22 protein-coding genes and 1 riboswitch are annotated in these 22,984 nt (G+C 69.9%); of the genes, 5 read left to right on the top strand and 17 right to left on the bottom strand.

Going from position 1 to position 22,984, the window contains the following annotated elements; translation table 11 throughout:
• Positions 1-36: 36 nt before the first annotated feature.
• The 10 genes from ACPTTC_RS09650 to ACPTTC_RS09605 all read right to left on the bottom strand — a co-directional run bounded on the left by ACPTTC_RS09650 (position 37) and on the right by ACPTTC_RS09605 (position 9,347).
• Positions 37-1,116: an ABC transporter ATP-binding protein gene (locus ACPTTC_RS09650; protein WP_423392318.1), complete on the bottom strand. Its 1,080-nt coding sequence runs from the start codon at positions 1,114-1,116 to the stop codon at positions 37-39.
• Between the two features lie 49 nt (positions 1,117-1,165).
• Positions 1,166-2,332, bottom strand: coding sequence for an ABC transporter substrate-binding protein (locus tag ACPTTC_RS09645; RefSeq protein WP_423392317.1), 1,167 nt, complete (start codon positions 2,330-2,332; stop codon positions 1,166-1,168).
• Between the two features lie 260 nt (positions 2,333-2,592).
• Complete coding sequence (locus ACPTTC_RS09640) at positions 2,593-2,979, bottom strand: type II toxin-antitoxin system death-on-curing family toxin (RefSeq protein WP_338639469.1); 387 nt, start codon at positions 2,977-2,979, stop codon at positions 2,593-2,595.
• A 1-nt stretch (position 2,980) separates the two neighbouring features.
• Positions 2,981-3,154 (bottom strand): hypothetical protein, encoded by a 174-nt coding sequence (locus ACPTTC_RS09635; RefSeq protein ID WP_226200729.1) that lies wholly within the window; start codon positions 3,152-3,154, stop codon positions 2,981-2,983.
• Between the two features lie 132 nt (positions 3,155-3,286).
• Positions 3,287-3,880, bottom strand: a complete 594-nt coding sequence (locus ACPTTC_RS09630; RefSeq protein WP_423392316.1) for an RBBP9/YdeN family alpha/beta hydrolase — start codon at positions 3,878-3,880, stop codon at positions 3,287-3,289.
• A gap of 16 nt (positions 3,881-3,896) precedes the next feature.
• Positions 3,897-5,225 (bottom strand): MFS transporter, encoded by a 1,329-nt coding sequence (locus tag ACPTTC_RS09625; protein ID WP_423392315.1) that lies wholly within the window; start codon positions 5,223-5,225, stop codon positions 3,897-3,899.
• Between the two features lie 158 nt (positions 5,226-5,383).
• Entirely contained in the window at positions 5,384-6,439 is a 1,056-nt protein-coding gene (locus ACPTTC_RS09620) for a 3-keto-5-aminohexanoate cleavage protein (RefSeq protein WP_423392314.1), read from the bottom strand.
• Positions 6,440-6,556: 117 nt separating this feature from the next.
• Positions 6,557-7,405, bottom strand: coding sequence for a TauD/TfdA dioxygenase family protein (locus tag ACPTTC_RS09615; protein ID WP_423392313.1), 849 nt, complete (start codon positions 7,403-7,405; stop codon positions 6,557-6,559).
• Positions 7,406-7,415: 10 nt separating this feature from the next.
• Positions 7,416-8,396: a quinone oxidoreductase family protein gene (locus ACPTTC_RS09610; protein ID WP_226200725.1), complete on the bottom strand. Its 981-nt coding sequence runs from the start codon at positions 8,394-8,396 to the stop codon at positions 7,416-7,418.
• A gap of 18 nt (positions 8,397-8,414) precedes the next feature.
• Positions 8,415-9,347, bottom strand: coding sequence for a universal stress protein (locus tag ACPTTC_RS09605; protein WP_423392312.1), 933 nt, complete (start codon positions 9,345-9,347; stop codon positions 8,415-8,417).
• A gap of 241 nt (positions 9,348-9,588) precedes the next feature.
• Here ACPTTC_RS09605 and ACPTTC_RS09600 point away from each other — a divergent pair, with 241 nt between their 5' ends.
• The 4 genes from ACPTTC_RS09600 to ACPTTC_RS09585 all read left to right on the top strand — a co-directional run bounded on the left by ACPTTC_RS09600 (position 9,589) and on the right by ACPTTC_RS09585 (position 15,278).
• Positions 9,589-12,291 carry a LuxR C-terminal-related transcriptional regulator gene (locus ACPTTC_RS09600; protein WP_423392311.1) on the top strand — a complete coding sequence of 901 codons (2,703 nt, stop codon included), beginning with the start codon at positions 9,589-9,591 and terminating at the stop codon, positions 12,289-12,291.
• A gap of 222 nt (positions 12,292-12,513) precedes the next feature.
• Positions 12,514-13,638 carry a porin gene (locus ACPTTC_RS09595; protein WP_423392310.1) on the top strand — a complete coding sequence of 375 codons (1,125 nt, stop codon included), beginning with the start codon at positions 12,514-12,516 and terminating at the stop codon, positions 13,636-13,638.
• Between the two features lie 178 nt (positions 13,639-13,816).
• Positions 13,817-14,521, top strand: coding sequence for a glutathione S-transferase N-terminal domain-containing protein (locus ACPTTC_RS09590; protein WP_175955318.1), 705 nt, complete (start codon positions 13,817-13,819; stop codon positions 14,519-14,521).
• A 373-nt stretch (positions 14,522-14,894) separates the two neighbouring features.
• Positions 14,895-15,278: an ATP-dependent protease gene (locus tag ACPTTC_RS09585; protein ID WP_423393346.1), complete on the top strand. Its 384-nt coding sequence runs from the start codon at positions 14,895-14,897 to the stop codon at positions 15,276-15,278.
• A 287-nt stretch (positions 15,279-15,565) separates the two neighbouring features.
• Here the strand turns inward: ACPTTC_RS09585 and ACPTTC_RS09580 are convergent, their stop codons facing one another.
• Positions 15,566-16,081: a MarR family winged helix-turn-helix transcriptional regulator gene (locus tag ACPTTC_RS09580; protein WP_175955320.1), complete on the bottom strand. Its 516-nt coding sequence runs from the start codon at positions 16,079-16,081 to the stop codon at positions 15,566-15,568.
• Between the two features lie 130 nt (positions 16,082-16,211).
• On the opposite strand from ACPTTC_RS09580, the gene ACPTTC_RS09575 reads away from it, so the two are divergent.
• Entirely contained in the window at positions 16,212-17,390 is a 1,179-nt protein-coding gene (locus ACPTTC_RS09575; protein ID WP_175955321.1) for an MFS transporter, read from the top strand.
• Between the two features lie 13 nt (positions 17,391-17,403).
• Here ACPTTC_RS09575 and ACPTTC_RS09570 read toward each other — a convergent pair whose 3' ends face one another.
• The 6 genes from ACPTTC_RS09570 to ACPTTC_RS09545 all read right to left on the bottom strand — a co-directional run bounded on the left by ACPTTC_RS09570 (position 17,404) and on the right by ACPTTC_RS09545 (position 22,754).
• The gene (locus ACPTTC_RS09570; RefSeq protein WP_423392309.1) at positions 17,404-18,273 is read right to left on the bottom strand and encodes a hypothetical protein; all 870 of its coding nucleotides are present in this window, start codon (positions 18,271-18,273) and stop codon (positions 17,404-17,406) included.
• Between the two features lie 90 nt (positions 18,274-18,363).
• Positions 18,364-19,092, bottom strand: a complete 729-nt coding sequence (gene cobM / locus ACPTTC_RS09565) for a precorrin-4 C(11)-methyltransferase (protein WP_423392308.1) — start codon at positions 19,090-19,092, stop codon at positions 18,364-18,366.
• 43 nt (positions 19,093-19,135) lie between these two features.
• Positions 19,136-19,867, bottom strand: a complete 732-nt coding sequence (locus tag ACPTTC_RS09560) for a cobalt-precorrin-6A reductase (RefSeq protein WP_423392307.1) — start codon at positions 19,865-19,867, stop codon at positions 19,136-19,138.
• Complete coding sequence (locus ACPTTC_RS09555; RefSeq protein WP_423392306.1) at positions 19,864-20,952, bottom strand: cobalt-precorrin-5B (C(1))-methyltransferase; 1,089 nt, start codon at positions 20,950-20,952, stop codon at positions 19,864-19,866. The genes ACPTTC_RS09560 and ACPTTC_RS09555 overlap by 4 nt, the downstream gene beginning before the upstream one ends.
• On the bottom strand, positions 20,952-22,214 hold the full coding sequence (gene cbiE, locus ACPTTC_RS09550) for a precorrin-6y C5,15-methyltransferase (decarboxylating) subunit CbiE (protein WP_423392305.1): 1,263 nt from the start codon (positions 22,212-22,214) through the stop codon (positions 20,952-20,954). The genes ACPTTC_RS09555 and cbiE overlap by 1 nt, the downstream gene beginning before the upstream one ends.
• Before the next feature lie 114 nt (positions 22,215-22,328).
• A complete protein-coding gene (locus tag ACPTTC_RS09545) occupies positions 22,329-22,754 on the bottom strand; it encodes a hypothetical protein (RefSeq protein ID WP_423392304.1) in 426 nt (141 codons plus the stop codon).
• Between the two features lie 13 nt (positions 22,755-22,767).
• Positions 22,768-22,958, top strand: a riboswitch (cobalamin riboswitch).
• Positions 22,959-22,984: the final 26 nt, after the last annotated feature.

Below are 22,984 nucleotides of genomic sequence, written 5' to 3'. Positions count from 1 at the left end.
CGGCCTCCCGGGGTAACCGCGCCGCGGCCACGCCGCTCATGTCGGCGCTCCCGGGTAGACGAGCGTGCGTGACGGCGCAACGCGCAGCCGCAGCGGCTCGCCTTCCGTGAATTCGCCGGCGACGCGCGCCCAGATCGCGCCGAACGGCGTGATCGCGCGGATCAGCGAATCGCGGCCGCCGTACTCGACCGATTCGACGGTCGCGTCGAACGTGTTGTCGCCGCCTGCGTCCGCGCGCTCGATGTCGTCGGGGCGCAGCGCGACCAGGACATCCTTGGCGTCGAACCCGGCCATCGGCACGCCCGTGAGTCGCACCCCGCCCGCGGCGACATTCACGTAATCGCCGGCCATCCCTTCGAGCGTGAACGGCAGCACGTTGCGATAGCCCATGAAACGCGCGACATGCAGGTTGTGCGGGCGTGTGTAGACGTCCTTCGGCGTCGCGACCTGCTGCACGACGCCCTCCTTCATCACGACGATGCGGTCGGCCATCGACAGCGCCTCGTCCTGGTCGTGCGTCACGTAGATCGTCGCGCGTTCGAGCTGTGTGTGGATGCGGCGGATCTCGGCGCGCATCTCGATGCGCAGCTTCGTGTCGAGATTCGACAGCGGTTCGTCCATCAGCACGAGCGGCGGCTCGATCACGATCGCACGTGCGATCGCGACGCGCTGCTGCTGCCCGCCCGACAGTTGCCCCGGCAGCTTGCCCTCGTGGCCGACGAGCTGCACGAGTTCGAGCGCCTGCTGCGCGCGCCGCCGCGTTTCCTGCTTCGGCACGCCGCGCATCTTGAGGCCGAAGCCGACGTTGTCGAGCACCGACATGTGCGGAAACAGCGCGTAGTTCTGGAACACCATCCCGAAGCCGCGGCGCTCGGGCGGCAGCACGTCGATGCGCGTGTCGTCGAGCCAGATGCCGCCGCGCGTGAGCGGCTGCAGCCCCGCGATGCAGTTGAGCGCGGTCGACTTGCCGCAGCCCGACGGGCCGAGCAGCGCGATGAACTCGCCACGCCGGATCTCGAGATCGAGCCCGTCCAGCGCGGCGACCTGCGCGCCTTGCGCATTGGTGAAGCTGCGGCACACGTCATCGAGCCGCAGCCGTTCGAAACTATGCTTCATTGCGCGAACTCCGTCGACGCGGGCACCGCGGCGCCCGCCGGTCCATGCGTTACTTCGACTTCTGCGAACCGATCTCGCGATCCCACTTCTGGAACGCGGCGACCATCGCCTGCGCGTTGAGCGGCTGCACGTGCGGGCGATCCGCGAGCAGCTTCGCGTACTCGGGGCGGCCGAACTTGCGGATCACCTCCTGGCTGTGCGCGGGCGCCATCTCGAGCGTCACGCCCTTCACCGCCGGGCCCGGGTAGAAGTAGCCGTCGTCGTAGGTCATCGCCTGTTGCGCCGGTTCGAGCAGGAAGTTCATCAGCTTGAACAGCACGTCGAGTTTTTCCTTCGGCACGCCCTTCGGGATCACCATGTAGTGCGCGTCGTTGACCCACGTCATGTTATCGAATGCCTGGACCCTGAACTCGGCCGGCACGATGCCGAGTGCGCGCGGGTTGAGATCCCAGCCGGTGACGGTCACGGTCATGTCGCGCGTGCCCTCGCCGAGCTCCTTCATCACGGCCGACGTGCCGCCCGGGTAGTACGGCACGCAGTCGTTCAACGCCTTGAGGAACGCCCAGGTCTTGTCCCAGCCGTTGATCGGATCCTGCGGATTCTTGTCCCCGAGCACGTACGGCAGCCCCATCAGGAACGTGCGGCCGGGGCCCGAGTTCGCCGGGCGCGCATAGATCAGCTTGTTCGGGTGCGCCTTGCACCATGCGAGCAACTGATCGGGCGTCTTCGGCGGATTGCCGACCTTTGCCGGGTTGTATTCGAGCAGCGGGCCGGCCGGCATGTAGGTGACTTCGAGGCCGTAGCCCTGCGCGAGATCCTGCATCTTGCGCGGGCCGGGCGCGTATTTGTCGAGCACACCTGGGAATGCGGCCGCGTCGTCGGGCAGCAGCTTCAGCCACAGGTTCTGTTCGATGCCGGCGGCCAGCGCGTCGGTGCCCGTCAGCACGAGGTCGATGTCGGAGCGCCCCGCCGCCTGCATCGCCTTGATCTTGCCCGGCAACTGCGGCGCGGGCGCGTTCGTGAACGTAACGTTCGACACGAGGTTCGGGTTCTTGTCGCGGAAGGCTTCGATGGCCTTCTGCGTGAGTTGCAGGTTGCCCGCGACATCGACGATGTTCAGCGACACGGGGGCGGCAACGGCTGCCGCGGCCGACAGCGTGAAACCCAGCGCGAGTGCGATCCGGCGGACACGGCGAGCGATCGGGGTGGCGTTCATGTCTCCTCACTTCGGTCGGTGGATGGGACCGTTCTTTTCAGGAAATCATGACGGCGTTATACGATGTCGGTCAACAAAAAACCACGGCGCGCGGGGCGGGACTTTCCCTGACAAAAACCCTTCTGCGATGGTGTGATCCAATAGGCCGAGCGGATGCCGGGTGTGTTGCGGCAGGTTGAGCGCAACGTGTTAGGACATCGTATGTTGGCGTAGGCCGGTGCGTCGGGAACGCCCGGCCAATTGCTGCGTGAGGCAGGGTTTTAACGGGACAGGGACAATTCCCAGACCGCACTGAAATATTCAGCCAGTTCCTCGCTCGTGACGCTGCCGTCGGCGACATCGACCATGAGGTCTTCGAGATCGGCAAGGCGAGGAATCGAGATACCTTGCCGCTCCATATACGTCAAGGCGCAAGTGAGGCCGGTACGCTTGTTTGCATCATTAAACACATGGCCGCGCGCGATTGCGACGGCATAGGTCGCGGCAATACCGAACACGTCATCAAGGCCCGCGTAATGAACATGATTTTCGACACGATGGAGAGCGGCCTCGACGCCACCTCGGCCGGCATGAGCGAAACCGCTGAGGCCGCCGAGGTCCCGGATGATCTCGTCGTGAATGGTGATGACGTAATCGAGATCCAGCAAATCAGCGGTCCTTCAGCGCGATCAGCACGTCCCGGTGTTCGGTAATGACTTTTCGTGCTGCACGCAGCACGTCGCCTTTCTCGGCTTCGGTCGAGACCTTGACCTCCGTCGTGGGGCGAATGATCGTGCGAGGTTTCAGCTCGACGCCGTACAGCGTTTTCCTTTTGGGAGCCATGACGGATTTCCGATAAAAATGATATTAATCAGCCATTTATCCCGCATTGGCATGCGGCGGCCACACTGCTGATAATCATAGCATCCAACGAACCGCATCAGAATGTCTGCGCAGACACGCGATGGCGGCCTGTCAATCCGTCATATCGGAGCGGCTTTCACCGAGCGCCACGACCTCGCCAATCAGCCGTTCGGCGTCATGCCACTCGCCGTAGCCGGACGCAGGGTTCAGGTGCCCGACCTCCCCCAGATCGACGAGCTGGCTGCCCCACCCTGCCGCCAGCGCCTCGACGCGTTCGAAGCGCGCGAGCGGATCGTTGCGGCTCGCGGCGACGATGCTAGGAAACGGCAGCCGCTCGGTCGGCACCGGCGTCCAGCCGTTCGCGTCGATCGCATCGGGCGTGGGATAACCGGCGGGCATCGGCGATTCGAGATCGGCCGGCGCCGCGAGCAGCGCGCCGTGGATCTTGCGCGTGGCCTGCCGCGCCCAGTGCACCGTAATCATCACGCCGGCGCTGTGCGCGACGAGGATCACGGGGCCGTCGATCCCGGCCAGCGCCGCCTCGAGCGCCGCGACGCGCGCGGCACGGCTCAGCTTGTCGGCTTCGAGCGGTGCGACCGAGCGCGCGTTCGGCAGGCGCCGTTCGAGGTGCGTCTGCCAGTGGTTTTCGACGTGATCCCGCAAGCCGGGCACGATCAGGATGGTGGGTGCGGTCGTCAGGGTCATGCAATCTCCGAAGCGTTCAGGAAAGGGAGGACGCGCGCCGTTCGCGTTCGACGCGCGCGAGATCGGCCACATAGCTCGCGCGTCCGATGGCGAACAGCACGGCGGCCATGAGCGGCACGACGGGAATCCATTGCAGCGCGCCGACGAGCCCCGCGCGATCGGCGACCCACCCCGTCAGCAGCGGGCCCGGCGCCATGCCGAGCAGGTTGTTGGCGAGCGTGAGCGTGGCGAATGCCGATGCGTGGATCGCGGCCGGCGTCAGGTTCGCGACCATCGCGCCCGATGCACCGGAGGCGCCCGCGCCGACCAGCATGCCCACGCAGATCAGCGCGAGCTGCAGCGGCCCGGGCGGCAGCCGGAACGCAATCGCGAGGCACGCGCCCGTCAGCACGCAATACGAGATTGCGGTCAGCCACTTGCGCTTGCCGTCGGTCTTGCCGACGCGGTCGGTGACGATCCCGCAGCCGACCATCCCGACACCCGCGAGCAGCACGAAGCCGGCCGCGAGGACGGCCGCACGGTCGGGCGCCATCGCGTAGTAGCGGTTCAGGTAGCTCGGCAGCCACGCGAACAGCGCGCCGGGCACGAACAGGTGCAGCCCGCTGCCGAGATACGCGCAGATCACCGAACGCGATGCGAACAGGCCCGACATCAGCGCGCGCACGCTGCCGCGCAGGTCGCGCGGCGCGCCGGCGTCGCGCCGGCACGGTGCGATGTGATATGCGGCGAGCCGCCGTTCGGTCACGACGCAGCGATACGCGACGAGCAGCACGATGCCGAGCGCGGCCATCACGCCGAACGACCAGCGCCAGCCGAGATGCGCGCCGACCAGCCCGCCGAGCGCCATCCCGAACACGGAACCGAACGCGCCGCCCGCCATGAACGCGCCGGTCAGCGTCGCGCGCAGCCGGGCCGGAAAGATGCTGAGGATCAGCGCGACGCCGACGCTGCCGTACGCGGCTTCGCCGAGCCCGACGAGGCCGCGCGCGACCAGCATTTCCGCATAGTTGGTCGACAGCGCGCAGCCGAGCGTCGCGACGCTCCACAACGCGGCCATCAGCACGATGCTGCGCACGCGCCCGAAGCGATCGGCGAGCACCGACAGCGGAAACGTCAGCAGCCCGACCAGCAGCGCGACGACGCCGGACAGCGAACCGAGCTGCGTGTCCGACAGCGCCCACGCGTGCTTGAGCAGCGGGAACACGGCGTTGAGCACCTGCCGCGACATGTAGTCCGACAGCAGCAGGCCGACGGTCAGCCCGAACACGAGCCACGCATACGCGGGCGCGCGCCGGCCGGCGGCGGCGACGTCCTGCATCGACGGCTCGACATGATGGATCAGCATGCGTGTCTCCTCCGGCACCGGAGCGGTCGTGCTCCGGCGCGGCTTGCGCGGCCCCGCTCCGTTGATCGGAGTCATCCCCCGCGCCAAGCGCGGGGATGGGTGCCACGCCACAACGATCGGCGGGCGGCGGCCAGTACGGCCGCCTGCCCGGATGCGCGTCAGGCGGCCCGCAGCGGCACGTTCACCTGGCCCGGCCGGCGGTTCGGCGCCATCCCGAGGTGCGCGAGCGTCTCGTCGATGCCGTCGTACTGCACGCCGATCCGGTAGATCGCCTTCGCCTCCTTGCCGGTCGCGATGTCGCGGCCGAGTTCGCGCGCGATCCGTGCGCACTGCTCGACCTGCTGCACCGACGTCATCCGGTTGCCCTTCTGGTCGATGATCGTGTCCTCGATCCCGCAGCGCGGATGCAGGCCCAGCGCCATCGCGACCGTGTTGATCGGCAGCACGTTCTTCATCAGCGATTCGAGCGTGATGCATGCGCCGTCCGGGCAGCGCCGCACGAATTCCATGAAGTTGTACGGATTCGGCCCGTCGAAGCCGCCGCCGATGCCGACCCACGTGACGTTCAGCGGGCCGCGATAGACGCCGCGCCGGACGATCCGTTCGAGTGTTTCGAGCGCGTGCATGCCGGTGAGCTGGAAATGCGGCTGGATGCCGGCCGCCTGCAGGCGGCGCAGGTGCTCGTCGACCCAGCCGGGGCCGGCCGGCACGGTCATCTCGCGGTACGCGTCCCAAAGCGCGGCTTCGTTCAGCGACGTGCCGGCGATGTCCTTGCGGTTCATCAGCTCGGTGATGTTCATCTGCACGGTGTTGATCGCGACCGTCACCTGGTCGGGCTTCGGCGTCAGCTCGGCAAGCATGTGGCGCGTGTCGTCGGACAGCCATTTCGCATCGGCGCCCTCGCCTTCCGGCGCGAACGAGATCGAGCCGCCCACCTGCAGGATCATGTCGGGCACCGCCTCGCGCAGCCGGCCGAGCAGCTCGTTGAACTTCGACAGCCGCTTGCTGCCGCGGCCGTCGAGCTCGCGTACGTGCAGGTGCAGCACCGTCGCGCCCGCGTTGTAGCAGTCGACGGCCTTCTGCACGTGCTCGTCCATCGTCACCGGAATGTCTTCCGGAAAATCGGCCGGCATCCATTCGGGGCCGTACGGCGCGACCGTGATGACCACCTTGTCCTGGTTTTCCGGGTGCAGCGAATCGTCGAGAAATTGCATGTCGTCCTCCAGTGGAAATCGTTGTATTCGGGCGTACGGGCGTGCGTATCCCGCCGCGCCGGGCGGCCGGCCCGGCGCGTCGTTCAGGGGTGCGGATCGGTTACGGTGCGAACGCGCTCAGAACGGCACGTCGCCGACGATGCCCGCGCGCTCCATCTTGCGCACGCAAGGCGGGTAGTCCATCACCGCGTAGTGCTGGGTGCTGCGGTTGTCCCAGATCGCGACGCTGTTCTTCTTCCAGCGCCAGCGCACCTGGTACTCGGGGATAGCGGCCTGGCTGATCAGGTACTGCAGCAACTGGCCCGCGCCGGGATTCGCGTCCTGCCCGACCCGCACGCGCGCCGGCGTGTGGAAGTTCGTGAAATGCGTGGTGAACGCATTCACGTACAGTACCTTCTCGCCGGTTTCCGGATGCGTGCGCACGACTGGGTGCTCGGCGTCCGGGTACTGCGCCTTCAGCGCGAGGCGCTTGTCGATCGGCATCGCGGCGCCGAAGCTCGCCTCGATGCTGTGCCGCGCGCGCAAGTCGTCGATCTGCTGTTTCACGTGCGCCGGCAGGCGCTCGTACGCGAGCACCATGTTCGCCCACATCGTGTCGCCGCCAACCGGCGGACCGTCGATGCAGCGCAGCACGCAGCCGAACGGCGGCGCCACGCGCCAGCTCGCATCGCTGTGCCACGCATTCTCGTAGCGGTCGTTCGGCTGGTCGGGCGACTTGTAGATCCGCACGAGCCCCGGGTGTTCGGGATCGCTGCCGGCAACCGGATGATCCTCGAGCTCGCCGAAGCGCCGCGCGAACGCGACGTGCTCGGCGCGCGTGATGTCCTGGTCGCGCAGGAACAGCACGCGATGCCGGAGCAGCTGCGCGCGGATCTCGGCGAACAGGCCGTCGTCGTGCACGGCGTCGGCGAGGCTCACATCCAGCAGTTCCGCGCCGATCGCGCAGGTCAGGGGTTCGACTCGCATGCGCGTCTCCTCAGACGATGAACACCGACGAACCGGTCGTCTTGCGCGATTCGAGATCGCGGTGCGCCTGCGCGGCGTCCTGCAGCGCGTAGCGCTGGTTGATCTCGATCCGGATCCGGCCGGCCGCGACGTGCGCGAACAATTCGCCGGCCAGGTCGTGCTTCTCGGCCGGATCGGCGATGTAGTCGGCCAGCGCCGGGCGCGTCAGGTACAGCGAGCCCTTCATCGCGAGGCGCTGCGGATCGAACGGCGGGATCGGGCCCGACGCGGTGCCGACGCACACCATCAGCCCGCGCCGCTTCAGCGAATCGAGCGAGCCTTCGAAGGTGTCCTTGCCGACGCTGTCGAACACGACGTCGACGCCCGCGCCGTCCGTCAGTTCACGCACGCGCTTCGCGACGTCCTCGCGGCTGTAGTCGATCGTATGGTCGCAACCGTGCGCGCGGGCGATTTCGGCCTTGCGTTCGCTCGATACCGTGCCGATCACCGTGAGCCCGAGCAGCTTCGCCCATTGCGAGACGATCAGCCCGACGCCGCCGGCGGCCGCATGCAGCAGGATCGCGTCGCCCGGCGCAAACGCATGGATGCGGCGCAGTAGGTAGGCGGACGTCAGGCCGCGCATCGTCATCGCGGCAGCCGTTTCGCACGAAATGCCGGCGGGCAGCCGCACGAGCGGCGCGGCGGGGATCAGCCGCTCGGTGCTGTATGCGCCGAGCGTGTTCAGGAAGCCCGTGTAGGTCACGCGGTCGCCGGCGGCGACGTTCGTCACGCCGGGGCCAACCGCTTCGACCACGCCCGCCGCCTCGACGCCGAGGCCGGCAGGCAGCGGCACCGGATACAGGCCGCTGCGGAAATACGTGTCGGCGAAATTCAGTCCGACCGCGTCGTGCCGCAGGCGCACCTGGCCGGGGCCCGGGTCGCCGACCTCGACTGCCTCCCAGCGCAGGACCTCGGGGCCGCCGGTTTCGTGGAATCGCACTGCATGTGCCATGTCGTTCTCCGTAGGGTGTCAGTCCGATGCGCGCCGCGCATCGTCGGGTTCGTTCGGTTCGTTCGCGCGTGGCGGCGTCGCGGCTGCGCCGTCCGCCAGCGATGCATCCAGTCCGGCCCAGTCCGCGTCGCCGAGATAGCGCCGCGCGGCCGGGAAAATCACGCCTTCCATCCGCCCCATCTGCTCGAACGCGCCGTGCGCATAGCGGGCGAGCGCGGCGTCGAAGGCGGCCGACGGCAGCCCGTCCGACGCGATCCGCATGAGCGCATCGAGCGCCTGTGCGTCGCGCTGGCGCTGGCGGTCGAGTTCATCCAGTTCGGCCGCGACGCACTCCGCGCGCACGCGCAATGCCGCGCAGAGGCGCGCTTCGGCGGCCGTGCCGACGCGGGCGCGCTGCAGTGCGGCGAGCGAGGTCAGCGCGTCCTGCGTGTCGGCCACTTGCCGCGGCGGCGCGCCCACGTGCGCCTTTGCGCCGGACGCCGTCAGCGCCCGCAGCAACCCGCCGACCGCGCGATGCGCGTCGAAACAACGCGCCATCACGCGCGCCTCGGCAGGCGATCGCCGCGACGTGCACACGAGCACCGGCACACTGCTCGTCGCGAGCAGGCGCTGCCGTTGCGCGCGGGCCGCCGCGTCGGCATCGTGCGGCAGCGCCGCGACGCCGATCAGGTCGCAGCCGAGTTCGGCTGCAAGCGTGCCGGGCGCCGCATCGCCGGCCCCCGGATGGCCGGCCCCCGCGATCGCATGGGACACCCCCTGCGCCCGCGCGGCGGCTTCCACTTTCGCACCGTGCTCCGGCAGCCGCGCTCCGGATAAACGCGAGTCCGGCGCGGCGCCGGGCAGCAGGAACGTGACCCGGGCGCCGACCGCGCGCGCCAGTTCGAGCGCATGGCCGATCGCGTCGATGCCGCCGGGCGTGCCGTCGACCGTCACGAGCAGATGGCGATACATCGCGCTGCTCCGCTTATCCGGCGAGCGGCGCGCCGCGCCGCGTGCCGGTCGATACGATGTTCATGGCCCCCTCCTCGTTGCGTTCGTGATGCATCGGAACCCATGCTATCGATGCGGCGCCGGGGCGGCCCCACTCGTCACGGGGGGGATTGACGCGCGAACGCGGTTCGGCCGATCCTTCCCCCACGCCCACCCCGGACGCTGGCCCGCACGGCACCGCCGGATTCCGACTGCTGCCCCGATGGCCCACCCACCCGATCGCGCCGACGCGCCCCCCACCGAACTGGTCCTGAAGACGACCGCGCCGCGCGTACCGGCGCAGTTGCTGGCCCGCGCGCGGCTGAGCCTCGCCGCACCCGCGTTCGACGGGCGGCCGGTCGCGCTCGTGCAGGCGCCGGCCGGCTACGGCAAGACGTCGCTGCTCGCGCAATGGCGCCGCGAAACCCTTGCGCTCGGCCGCGCGGTCGTATGGCTGTCGGCCGACGAGCGCGACGATGCGGCGCGGTTGCTGCAGGGGCTCGTGCAAGCGGTGCGGACCGGCTGCGCGCGGCCCGGCTTCGGGCGCCTGATCCCGGTCGGCGCGGCCGACGCGGCGCGCGCGCTGGAAGGCGTGACCGCGTGGCTGGCCGAGGTCGCGCAACTGTCGATCGATGCGCTGCTGATCGTCGACGATGCGGAGCGGCTGCCGCCAGCCGGCCTCGATGCGCTGACGTATGTGCTGCACAACGCGCCGCAAAACCTGCATGTCGTCGTTGCCGCGCGGCGCGGGCTCGATCACGTGGCCGGCGACCTGCTCGCCGGCGGGCAATGCACGGTCGCGGGCCCCGACTGGCTGCGTTTCACGCTCGACGAGACGATTGCGCTGGTCGGCGCGCGTTTTGCGCAGCGGGTTGATGCCGATGCGTGCGCACGGCTGTTCGAACGCGTCGACGGCTGGCCGCTCGGCCTGCAGCTCGCGATGGCCGCGATGGCGCGCTCGGCCGATCCGCGCCAGGCGGTCGACGCGCTCGCCGCCCGCGTGGACGGCACGCGCGACCGGCTCGTCGAGCTGCTGCTCACGAACCTGTCGGCCGACGACACGGCTTTCCTGACCCGCACGAGCGTCGCCGATCGCCTGCATCCGTCGCTGTGCGCCGCGCTGCTCGACGACGCGGCCGCGCCCGACCGTCTCGCGCGGCTCGCACGCGACACGCCGCTGTTCATTGCGTCGGACGATTCGGACTGGTGCCGGCTGCATCCGCTCGTGCGCGACACGCTGCGCGACCGCCTGGCCGCGGGCCCGGAACCCGAGCGCAGCACGCTGCATGCGCGTGCGGCCGCCTGGCTCGACGCGCACGGGATGACCGAGGAAGCCGCCCGCCACGCGTATGCGGCCGGCCAGGTCGAGGTGGCGTATGGGCTTGCGCAGCGCTGTCTCGAGGATGCGATCAAGCAGGGCCGCATCAACGACGTGCTCGACTGGCTCGCGCTGCTGCCTGACGCGGAACTCGACAAGCGCCCGACGCTGCGCGTCGCGGTGGCGTGGGCGCTGGCGCTTGGCGAGCGCCATGTCGAGGCGCAGCGCCAGATCGCGGGCATCCTCGCGGATCCCGGCACGCCCGCGGCGATGCGCTACGAATGCGCGCTGATCCTCAGCGCGGCCGCGTATTACGCCGACGAAATCGACCGCTTCGTCGAGCTGTTCGAACCGTGGGCCGACTTCGCGCCGCCGGCGGCGACGTGGCTCGCGCAAATGCACGCGAACCGGCTGTCGGCGCGCGCGATCATCGTCGGCGAACCGGCGCAGGCGCGCCGCTTCCAGCACGCGGCGCCGCGCGGCGAGACGGCGGCCGGGTTCGGCTATGTCGCGCGCTGGGGCGAGCTGATCACGGGCCTGAGCTACCTGTGCGAGGGCCAGGTCCGGCTGGCCGACGACGCGCTGTCGCCGGCGCTGGCGCGTGCGGAAGCCGATCTCGGGCGCCGCCATCCGCTGACCTGCATGCTCGCGGCGATGTGCGCGGCGCTCGCTTACGAGGCCGACCGCGTCGACCAGGCCGCCGCGCTGCTCGCGAACCGGCTCGACGTGCTTGAACATGCGGGCACGCCCGACACCGTGCTGCTCGGCTATCGCACCGCCGCGCGCATCGCGCTGCTGCGCGGGGTCGAGCACCGCGCGATCGACCTGCTCGAAGCGCTCGACGCGATGGGCGTCGCGCGCCGCCTGCCGCGCCTGTCGGTCGCGAGCCTCGCCGAACAGGTGCGCATTCATGCGGCGCGCTATCGCGAGGCAACCTGCCACGCGCTCGTCGAGCGGATCGACGCGATCGCGGCGGCCGAGTTTCCGTCGCACGGGCCGCTGTGGCGGCGCCCCGTCGTGCTGCTGCAGGCAACCGCACACGCGGGTGCGGCGCTGGCCGCGCGCCGCTGGGCCGACGCGAGCGCGGCGCTCGACGAAGCAGCGGTGCTGGCCCGCGAAATGAGCATGGGGCAGGCGCGCATCGAGATCATGGCGCTCAGCGCGTTCGCGCTCGAACAGTCGGGCGGCGGCGGCCGCGCGCTGCTCGACGAGGCGATGAACCTCGCGGACCTGTTCGGGCTGACGCGCACGCTCGCCGACGCGCATCCGGCCATCGCCGACTGGGCGCGTCGCGCCGGCGACGAAGCGGCCGCCGGCGCCGGCCCCGCGCGGCACGCGCTGCCGCAGCCGCGCATCGTGCCGCCCGCCCCGCGCGCCGCGGCCAGCCCGCGCGCGGTGCCGAGCGTCGTGCTGACGCCGAAGGAGCGATCGATCCTCGAACTGCTCGCGCGCAACCTGTCGAACAAGGAGATCGCGGTGGCGCTCGCCGTCGGCGAGGAAACCGTGAAGTGGCACCTGAAGAACCTGTTCGGCAAGCTCGACGCCAGCTCGCGCAAGCATGCGGTACGCCGCGCGCTGGTGCTCGGCCTGCTCGAAAGCGCGCCGTAACGCCGCTTCCGCCAACTGGGCGTCTGGCCGCGCCCGCCTTCCTCCGATTCTCCGCAACCCTGCCCCCCGCGCATGGGGGGGAGCGGCCGTCCGCCGTTGCGTACTCTTTCCGCACGGCTCGCACGGGCGATGCAGGCCACGCCTTCCCGCCCGCCTCGATACATCCCCGCTTCACCCGGACGGGCTCGATCCCGTCCGGTCCAATACGATCCTGGAGACTTCATGAAGACGAAACTGGCCGCGCTCGCGGCGCTTGCCGGCTGTTCGGCGCTCGCGCACGCGCAATCCTCCGTCACGCTCTACGGCGTGATCGACTCGGGCCTGCTGTACCAGAGCACGTCGGCGGCGTCGTTCAGCCCGAGCGCGCCGAATACCGGCAAGGTGTTCCGCATGAAGGACGGCGGCATCTACTCGAGCTTCTGGGGCATCAAGGGCAGCGAGGACATCGGCGGCGGCTACAAGGTCAACTTCAAGCTGCAGGGCTCGTTCGACAGCGGCACCGGCAAGCTGCAGCTGAGCGACACGCCGGGCGCCGTCGCGATCTTCAACCAGGTGGCGTCGCTCGGCGTGTCGGGCCCGTTCGGCACGTTCACGGCCGGCCGCCAGATCGTGCCGATGATTTACGCGATGGCCGACACCGACGTGCGCAACGCGCAATTCTTCGGCAGCGTGCTGACCGCGTGGCTCGGCCTGAACACGGCGGCCGGCTGGCCGGGAACCAGCACCAACGGTGCGATCGGCGCGCTGTACGACAGCAATGCGCTCGTCTACCAATCGCCGACCTTCGCGGGCGCGTCGATCGCGCTCGAATATGCGCCGGGCGGCGTGGCCGGCCAGTTCCAGGGCGGTACGCGCGAATCGGTCGTGCTCAGGTATGCGAACGGCGGGCTGAACGCGTCGGCCGTCTACTACAACGGGCACGACACGAACCCGGCGCCGGGCGTCGCGCCGACCGGCGTCGACAACAACCGCTTCGTCTACGCCGGTGCGAAATACACGATCCACGATTTCTCGGTGTCGGCGTCGTACGGCAACGGCCGGAATCCGTCGCATGCGGACAAGGTGAACCTCGACATGCTGTCGGCCGGCATCGGTTATCGCTTCACGCCTTTCCTGCAGGTGAGCTCGGCCGTGTATTACCTGAAGGATCGCAACGTCTCGGCGAACAAGTCGACGGCGGTCGTGCTCGCGGCCGACTACAGCCTGTCGAAGCGGACGACGGTCTATGCGCAGGTCGGCCACGTGAACAACCGCGGCACGATGGACCAGATGCTCGTGTACGGGCAGCCGGTCGCGCCGGGCGTCGGCACGACGGCCGCGATGATCGGGCTGCGGCACAACTTCTGACGGTTCCGGCGGCGTCGGGCGATGCGGCGGCGCTCGCGTGCGGCACCGCCTGCATCGAGCCGCGGGATCGGCTACAGTGGGCGTTTTCGGCGCGTTCCGCCCCGCCGCCGCGCCGTCGACCGTGGCGCGCGGCAGCCGGGACGGAGCGCGGAACCTCCACTTCGACGAGCGAACCTCCATGTCCGACCTGTCCGCCTTCCCGATCACGCAAAAGTGGCCGGCCCAGCATCCCGACCGTCTCCAGCTCTACTCGCTGCCGACGCCGAACGGCGTCAAGGTGTCGATCATGCTCGAGGAAACCGGCCTGCCGTATGAGCCGCACCTCGTGCGCTTCGACACGAACGACCAGTTCTCACCCGCGTTCCTGTCGCTGAACCCGAACAACAAGATCCCGGCGATCATCGACCCGGACGGCCCGGACGGCAAACCGCTGCCGCTGTTCGAATCGGGCGCGATCCTGATCTATCTCGCGGACAAGACGGGCCAGTTGATCCCGAAGGATCTCGCGGGCCGCTACGAGACGATCCAGTGGGTGATGTTCCAGATGGGCGGCATCGGGCCGATGTTCGGCCAGCTCGGCTTCTTCCACAAGTTCGCCGGCCGCGACTACGAGGACAAGCGCCCGCGCGACCGCTACGTCGACGAATCGAAGCGCCTGCTCGGCGTGCTCGACGCGCACCTCGCGAACCGCCAGTGGATGATGGGCGATACGTACACCATCGCCGATATCGCGATCTTCCCGTGGGTGCGCAACCTCGTCGGCTTCTACGAAGCGGGCGACCTGGTCGGCTTCAGCGAATTCCGGAACGTCGCGCGGGTGCTCGACGCGTTCGTCGCGCGTCCGGCTGTTGCGCGCGGGCTCAATATTCCGGCACGAGGCTGATCGGCCAGGAAAGCGCAACGGCCACCGCCCAAGGTTGGCCGTTCGCGTTCGCCCATGCCGCGCCGTTCACGACCGGCGCCCGCATGGGCGTTCAAGTGCCGGCGTGGCGCCTGCGGCGATACGCTCGAGACGTGTGGTGCGCTCGGCCGCACCCGGTTGTCTTCATCGCGGGCTTGCAGTGCGGCACAATGAGCGCCCTGTCGCGCGGGCGGCCCCGATGCGTGGCGCCCTGGAAGGCGTGAACCTTCCGGTCAGGGTGCCTTTGCCCGGATCGAACGCCGACGCCAGGCGGCGTGTTGCGCGGTGCGGATGCGAGGCGCCTGCCCGGGTGCGGCCCGTGCGACGATGTGCGATGACCGACATGAGAAATGGAATGACGACTACATTCGACGCGGCAACGACGGCGGCGATCGCCGCGTTTGCCCAACTGGATTTATATACGGCTGTGCAAGCGATGCGCGCCGAGGCCGACTACGACCACGAGCGAGACCAGTGGATCTCGCGCTATATCGACGAGCATGGCGGCGGAGCGGACGATGCAGAATATGACGCGTTGCACGCGCAGGCCCAGGCAACCCCGGAGTACGCGCAGTTCGTCGATACGATGCGCCGGGAAATCCTGGAATACTTCGGCGTGACCGACGATCAACTGGACTGGATGGTCGTGCTGCGCGAGGACGACAGCGACGCGCTCTGGGCGGAAGTCAACCGGCAGCGGAGCGCGCTGGGAACCGGCGAAGTGCGCGGAGATCTCTGATCCTTGCTTGCCGTTGGGGCCTCGAGTCTTGCCGGGTGCGGGGCTGGAGTCGGGGCAGTCACATGGTGCGCGGGGCGCTCGGTTGCTGCAACCGATCCGCTGAGGCAGGACACGCTTTCGGATCTTCGGAACGCGTGGCCGTCATGCCCTGATATGGGCCGTCGATCGTGCAACGGCTCGACCGGCTGCAATGGGGCGGACAGGCGCGTCGACAAGCGGCGTCCACGATCATTCACGAAGCATGCTTTTTGCCCGCCCCGCGCGTGTGCATCGCGCATCCGGCGGCGCTACTCGCCGTCCGCCCCTTTCGGCGCCCCGTCTGCCAGCCCCGCCAGCAACTTTCCCAGCAGCTGCGACAACTGCGCCTGTTCCGCCTCCGACAGCACGGCCAGCAGCGCGCGCTGATTGTCGATGTGCGCGACGACCGCTTCGTCGATCAGCGCGCGGCCCGTTTCCGTCAGCGCGACGAGCGTGCCGCGCCCGTCGGCCGGGTTCGGCCGGCGTTCCACCCAGCCGGCTTTCTGCAACCGGTCGATGCGCGCGGTCATCCCGCCCGACGACATCATCAGCGCGTCGTACAGCGCCGTCGGCGTCAGCGCGAACGGTGCCCCGCCACGCCGCAGCGTGGCGAGCACGTCGAATTCGCCCGGCTGCATCCCGTAGCGCGCGAACAGCGGATTGAGACGGTCGCGCGCGATCACGAGCGCCGCTTCCTGCAGCCGCCCCATCACCACCATCGACGACGCGTCGAGATCCGGACGCTCGGCGCGCCATTGTGCGAGCGCATGCGCGGCTCGATCCATTAACCCTCCTCGGCTCACCAGTTATCTTGACGTCGAGATAAATCAGCATTTATCTTGATGTCGAGATACTTTACATGAAGAACGCGCCGCGCCTCACCGGGGCCCGCGCACCGATTTCGAGGGCCTTGCAATGAATCGCTTCTCTTCCCCCGGATGGCGGCTCGCCGCCATCGTGCTCGTCGGGCTGAACCTGCGGCCGGCGCTTGCCGCGGTCGGCCCGCTGCTCGACATGATCCAGCGTGCGACCGGCATCAGCGACGGCGCGGCCAGCCTGCTGACGACGATCCCGATCCTGCTGATGGGGCTCGGCGCACTGAGTGCGCGGCGCCTGCAGCGCCTGACCGGCATCGCGGGCGGCGTCTGGCTCGGCGTCGCGCTGATCGGGCTCGCCTGCGTGTCGCGCATCGGCGCGCAGCACGCGTGGCTGCTGCTCGCGAGCGCCTGCTGCGCGGGTGTCGGGATCGCGATGGTGCAGGCGCTGCTGCCCGGCTTCGTGAAGGCGCATTTCGCGACGCGGATCGGCGGTGCGATGGGCGTCTATTCGACGTCGATCATGGGCGGCGCCGTGCTCGCGAGCGTCGTCGCGCCGTTCGCCGCGGCGCGCTGGGGCTGGCTCCCCGCGCTCGCGGGCTGGGCGCTGCCGGCCGCGGTGGCCGCGCTGGCGTGGCCGCTGGCCAGCCGCGGCGGCGACGCGTTTGCCGCCGGGCCGACGTCGGCGTCGAACGCGCAGCCGGCGCGCTCGGCGCGCGCGTGGCGCCTCGCGCTGTTCTTCGGCATCGCGACGGGCGCGTACACGCTCGTGCTCGCCTGGCTGCCGCCGTACTACATGCGGCTCGGCTGGTCGCCGACGGCGGCCGGCAGCCTGCTCGGCGGCGTGACGCTCGCGGAAGTCGTCGCGGGGCTGACGATCTCGGCGACGATCGACCGCCTGCCCGACCGCCGGCCCGCGCTGCATGCGGCGATCGCGTCGCTGTTCGTCGGCTTGCTGGTGATGCTGGCCGCGCCCGAAGCGCTGGCGTTGCCGGCCGCGCTGTTGTTGGGCGCGGGGATCGGCGCGCTGTTCCCGCTGTCGCTGATCGTCACCGTCGACCATGCCGCGACGCCGGCCGATGCCGCGTCGCTGACGGGCTTCGTGCAGGGCGTCGGCTACCTGATCGCCGGACTGTTTCCGTTCGCGGCAGGCATCGTGCGCCAGCATCTCGCGGACCTGACGCCCGCCTGGATCGCGATGGCCTGCCTGTGTGTCGCGCTGTTCGCGCTGGCGGCCGGGTTTGCGCCGAAGCGGGTGCTGCACGCGGCGCGTGCGTAGCGTCGGCGGCCGCTCAGTTGACCGGCTCGCAAAACGGGATCTTGTCGCGCAGCGCGTTGCCTGCGGCGACCGGGTCCCGCCCTGCCGGCAGCGTGACGGAAACCGACGTCTGCCCGGTCTTGCTCCGGGGTTCCTGGCCCGGCCAATGACTCTCCTTCCAGGTGGCGATCCAGTCGAGATCGCCGGCGCTCGCACCGGGCACGAAGCGCAGCCGCAGCGAACCGTCGAAGTCTTCGCTGCAATGCGGCGAGTGCCGATAGTCGTGCTCCGTGAAGCAGGCGCGAATCTGCTTGCTGCAGCTGAACGGGAGCTTCGCTACACGGGGCGAGCGGGCATGCCCGCCGTCCGGTCGCAGTTCGACGAAGTCGGCGTTTTCCCAGCTTCCGCCACCGCCGGAATAACTTTCGGACCAACCGGCCAGTACCGCGACCGCGAAGCGCTCGCCGCCCAGCGGATACAGCGCGGGGTAGATCCGCAGCGGCGGCGGCTCGCCATCGCCTTCGACCCGGTCAGTGGGCGGGTAGTCGGAGAAATCCCACTGCCGCACGACCTTCCAGCCCGTGCCGGACGCGAAACTCACTTTCAGCAGCTGCGGGCCCGGCAGGATCGCATAGTAGAGGCCCGCCGCGTCGTTCCTGGCCCGGTACAGCGACGGCGCGCTGTCCGCATCCCCTGACTCGCCGGAGGCGCCGCACGATGCCGACGCCAACGCGCAGACCTTGCGCGGCCAGTCGCGATCGGGCACGGCGGTTTTCGTCACCTCGACCAAGGGCACCGCGCGGGCTTCATTGGCTTCAGCGGCGGCGTTGGCCGTGGAGGCCGCCAGCAGAGCGGCCGTCAATCCCGCCAGGCCGAACCTGCGTGATCGAGTCAGGGTACGCATTCGACGTTGTCCTTGTCAGGTCGCTTGCACGGCGTGCCGTGATTGCGCGAAGTGGCCCATTCTGCCCGAACGTGGCCGGCCTGCGCGCGATCAGCCCGCGCTCGCGTACAGCGTCGAATCCGCGAACCCCTCCGCGTCGAGCACGCGCCCGATCAGGATCAGCGCGGTGCGCTCGATCTGCGTGCCCTGCACCTTGCCGACGATGTCGGCGAGCGTGCCGGTCACGCGCTCTTCATCGGGCCAGCTCGCGCGATAGATCACCGCGACCGGGCAATCGGCGCCGTAATGCGGCAGCACTTCGTCGACGATGCGGGCGAGATGGCGCACGCCGAGATGGATCGCGAGCGTCGCGCGGTGCGCGGCGAGCGAGCCGAGCGCTTCGCCCTCCGGCATCGTCGTCTTGCCCGCGAAGCGCGTGAGGATCACCGTCTGCGCGACGCCGGGCAATGTCAGTTCGACGCCGAGCGTCGCCGCGCACGCGGCCGTGGCCGTCACGCCGGGCACGATTTCGTATGGAATCCCGAGCGCCTTCAACCGGCGAATCTGCTCGCCGATCGCACCGTACAGCGACGGGTCGCCCGAATGCACGCGCGCGACGTCCTGCCCTTTCGCGTGCGCGCCGGCGAGCAGCGCGACGATTGCGTCGAGGTCGAGCTCGGCCGTATTGACGACCTGCTGCGCGCGATGGCCGTCGAGCACGGCCGGCGGCACCAGCGATCCCGCATACAGGATCACCGGACAGGTGCGCACGAGGCGCTGGCCCTTCACCGTGATCAGCTCCGGGTCGCCGGGGCCCGCGCCGATGAAATACACCGTCATCGAAAAATCTCCGTCAATTCATGGGGTGACCCGCCGTACCGCATCATGCGCATGCGGCGGGATCGAGCGCGTCGATGAGCGCCGCGGCCGAGTCGAACGTGCGGTCGGCGTCGGGCAGCGCCGGCCGGCGCAGCATCACGACCGGCAGCCTGCGTTCGCGCGCGACGTCGAGCTTGGCTTCGGTGGCCGCGCCACCGCTGTTCTTGCTGACGACGACGTCGATGCCCATCAGCGCGAACAGCGCGCGCTCGCCGTCGAGCGTGAACGGCCCGCGCGCGGCGATGATCTGTGCACGCGCGTTGCCGGGATGCGCGTCGAGGCAGCGCACGAGCCAGAACTGATGTGGCGGAATCGCGTCGAGATGCGCGAGCGGTTCGCGGCCGAGCGTGAACAGCGGCCGCCTGAACGGCGCAAGCGCGGCCTCGATGCCGGCCCAGTCGTCGACCATGCGCCAGTCGTCGCCGGGTTGCGGCGCCCACGGCGCACGGCGCAGCGCCCACAGCGGCACGCCCGCTTCACGCGCCGCGGCCGCGGCATTCGCGCTGATCCGCGCGGCATACGGATGCGTCGCGTCGATCACGAGGCCGATGCCGGCGTCGCGCAGATACGCGGCCAGTCCGGCCGCGCCACCGAAGCCGCCGACGCGCACGTCGCAGCGCAGGTCGTCGGGTACCTTGCCGAGGCCGGCCAGGCTGTAGACGTGACGAGGCCCGAGCGCGCGTGCAATCTTCAGCGCATCGCCGGTGCCGCCGAGCAGCAGGATGCGCGTCGTCATCGCGCCTCCCCGACGAAGCGGCCCTGCCGGTCGATCGCGAACATCTCGACAGCGACGGACGGCGGCACGATGTCGCGCGCGACGCGCAGCGCCTGTGCGCAAACGAGATCGCCGAGCGGCACGCCGTCGGCGTGCGCAAGCTTCAGCGCCTCCTGGCTCGTGTTCGCGGCGCGCATCGCGGCCTGCAGCGCATCGCTTGCGCCGGCTTCTGCCGCCCACTGCGCGAGCAGCGGCAGGTCGATGCTCGAATGGCGGCTGTGCAGGTCGAGATGGCCGGCCGCGAGCTTGCTGAGCTTGCCGAAGCCGCCGCACATCGACAGCCGCGCGACCGGTGCGCGCCGCAGGTGCTTGAGGACCGCGCCGGCGAAATCGCCCATCTCGATCAACGCCATGTCGGGCAGTTGGTAGTGCGCGCGCATCGCGTCCTCGCTCGCGTTGCCCGTGCATGCGGCAATGTGTGCGATACCGTTCGCGCGTGCGACGTCGATGCCCTGGTGGATCGACGCGATATAGGCCGAACACGAGAACGGCCGCACGATGCCGGTCGTGCCGAGGATCGACAAACCACCGATGATGCCGAGGCGCGGATTCATCGTCTTCAGTGCGAGCGCCTCGCCGCCTTCGACGCCGATCGTCACGTCGAAGCCGCCCGCGTAGCCATGCTCGATCGCCAGCGCTTCCAGGTGCGTCGTCATCATCTGGCGCGGCACCGGGTTGATCGCCGGTTCGCCGACCGGCAGCGTCAGCCCCGCGCGCGTGACCGTGCCGACGCCTGGCCCTGCACGAAACCGCACGCCGGGCACCGACGCGAGCGCGACGCGCGCGAAGATCAGTGCGCCATGCGTGACGTCCGGATCGTCGCCGGCATCCTTGATCGTGCCGGCTTCCGCACCGTCGGCCGTGGCCCGACAAAACTCGAGTCGCATCATCACGTGCTGCCCCTTCGGCAGCACGATCTCGACCGCGTCGTCCGCCCGGCCCGCGAGCAGCAGCCGCGCGGCGGCGAGCGACGTCGCGGTCGCGCAGCTGCCGGTCGTGTAGCCGAAGCGTAGCGGCGCAGGCTGTTCGGGGGTCTCGTCGCGCATCACGCGTCCGTTGCGTTCGTCGTGGCCGACGGTGCGCTCGTGTCGGCCATGCCGGCCGCGTCGGGCTTGCGCACGTCGTACAGCGTGACCGGCAACGGTTGCCGCCACGTGTCGAAACGGCCGAGCGGTTCGGCGTGTGCGAGCGACACGCGCGTGAGCGTGCCGCCATGCGCATCGCGCCACGCGGCGAGCGCCATCTCGCCCTGCAGCGTGACCGCATTCGCGACCAGCCGGCCGCCGGGCTTCAGCGCTGCCCAGCACGCGTCGAGCACGCCGGGCGCGGTTGCCCCGCCGCCGATGAAGATCGCGTCGGGCGCGGCAAGCCCCGCGAGCGCATCGGGCGCGCGGCCCGCGACGAGCTGCAGGCCCGGCACGCCGAGCGCGTCGCGATTGTGCTCGATGAAGCGCTGCCGCTCCGCATGCGCTTCGATCGCGATCGCCTGGCAGGACGGATGCGCGCGCATCCACTCGATGCCGATCGAGCCGCTGCCGGCGCCGACGTCCCACAGCAGCTCGCCGGGCACGGGAGCGAGACGGCCGAGCGTCATGGCGCGCAGGTCGCGTTTGGTGAGCTGGCCGTCGTGACGGTACGCATCGTCGGGCAGGCCGGGCGTGAGCGCGCGGCGCGGCGCGTCAGGGCCGGCCTGGCAGTCGAGCGCCACCAGATTGAGCGCGGCCGTTTCGTCGATGCGCCAGTCCTGTGCGAGCCCGTCGAGACGCCGCTCGAGCGGGCCGCCGAGATGTTCGAACACGTTGATGCGCGTCGGCCCGAAGCCGCGTGCGACGAGTTCGGCCGCGACGGCGGCCGGCGTGCGGCCGTCGGCGCTCAGCACGAACAGGCGGCGGCCGGGCAGCAGGTGACGCGCGAGCGTCGCAAGCGGGCGGCCGACGAGCGAGACCGCGCCGACATCCTGTAGCGCCCAGCCGAGGCGTGCAGCTGCCAGCGACAGCGACGACGGCGCGGGCAGCACGCGCCATTCGTCGGGGGAAAGCTGGCGCGCGAGCGTGGCGCCGACGCCGAACAGCATCGGGTCGCCGCTGGCGAGCACGCAGACGGGCGATGCGCGTCGAGCCAGCACGCCCGCGAGGTCGAACGGCGACGGCCAGGTTTCGCGCGCGGCCGGCAGCCGCGCGGGCAGCATGTCGAGATGCCGCTTCGCGCCGACGACGAGCGTCGCGTCGAGCAGCGCGCGCCGCGCGCCGCGTCCGAGCCCCGCGTAACCGTCGTCGCCGATGCCTACTACCGTCAGCCACGCCGTCATGCACCCTTCCCCATCGTTCGATTCCCTACCGTTTGTTGCGATGCGCGGCGGCCGGGCCGCCACGCGTTGATCCGTTGATGTGCCGAGCGTGGCCGGTGCGATACGGCGACGACGTCAGCCGCGCGGCACAGGGCCAATCAAGACCAGCAAGCCCAGATACATGCCGCCGATCGACGCGATCAGCAGCCACCCGAGCAGCAGCCACGTGAGCGGCCGCGCACCGATTTTCCTGTACAGGAACGTGCCACCCGCCACGATCGGCACGCCGAGGCCGGCGAGCCCGACATTCTTCGGCCACTCGGCCGACGGTGCAAGCGGGATCAGTATGCACGCGAGCAGCATCCAGGCCGGGATGGCCAGCAAGCCCAGTGCAATGCCCATGCCGAACAGCTCCGTCCTGCCGAGTTTCATCGCGGATCCCGGCGGTCGCCGATCTGATGTCGAGCCGCCAATCGTACCATTTGCGAGATAGCGCAAAACCGGCTGCGGCCGTTCTGCGATGCGGTTGCGCGGCATATCGACAATGCCGGATCGTCGCAAAAATCGGGTATCCTACGGCCGTTCGTTCGCCGGTGCCCCTCGGGGCCGAAGAGGGAACACAGGGCGCGCCGCGCGCCGCTGTGGCTGCCCCCGCAACTGTAGACAGCGAGCCGATCTCCCCCTCATGCCACTGGTTCCACCGGGAAGGCCGGGAGCCGGCGCCGACCTGTCAGCCAGGAGACCTGCCGGCCAGAAAGTGCGTGCGTGCCAGTCGGCGTCGGGCGGGGTGT

Origin of the sequence: Burkholderia mycopellens (genome assembly GCF_964265025.1) — a bacterium.
Taxonomy (GTDB): domain Bacteria; phylum Pseudomonadota; class Gammaproteobacteria; order Burkholderiales; family Burkholderiaceae; genus Burkholderia.
Note: the sequence above shows the minus strand (reverse complement) of the source record. Positions and strands in the feature narration are given on the sequence as shown.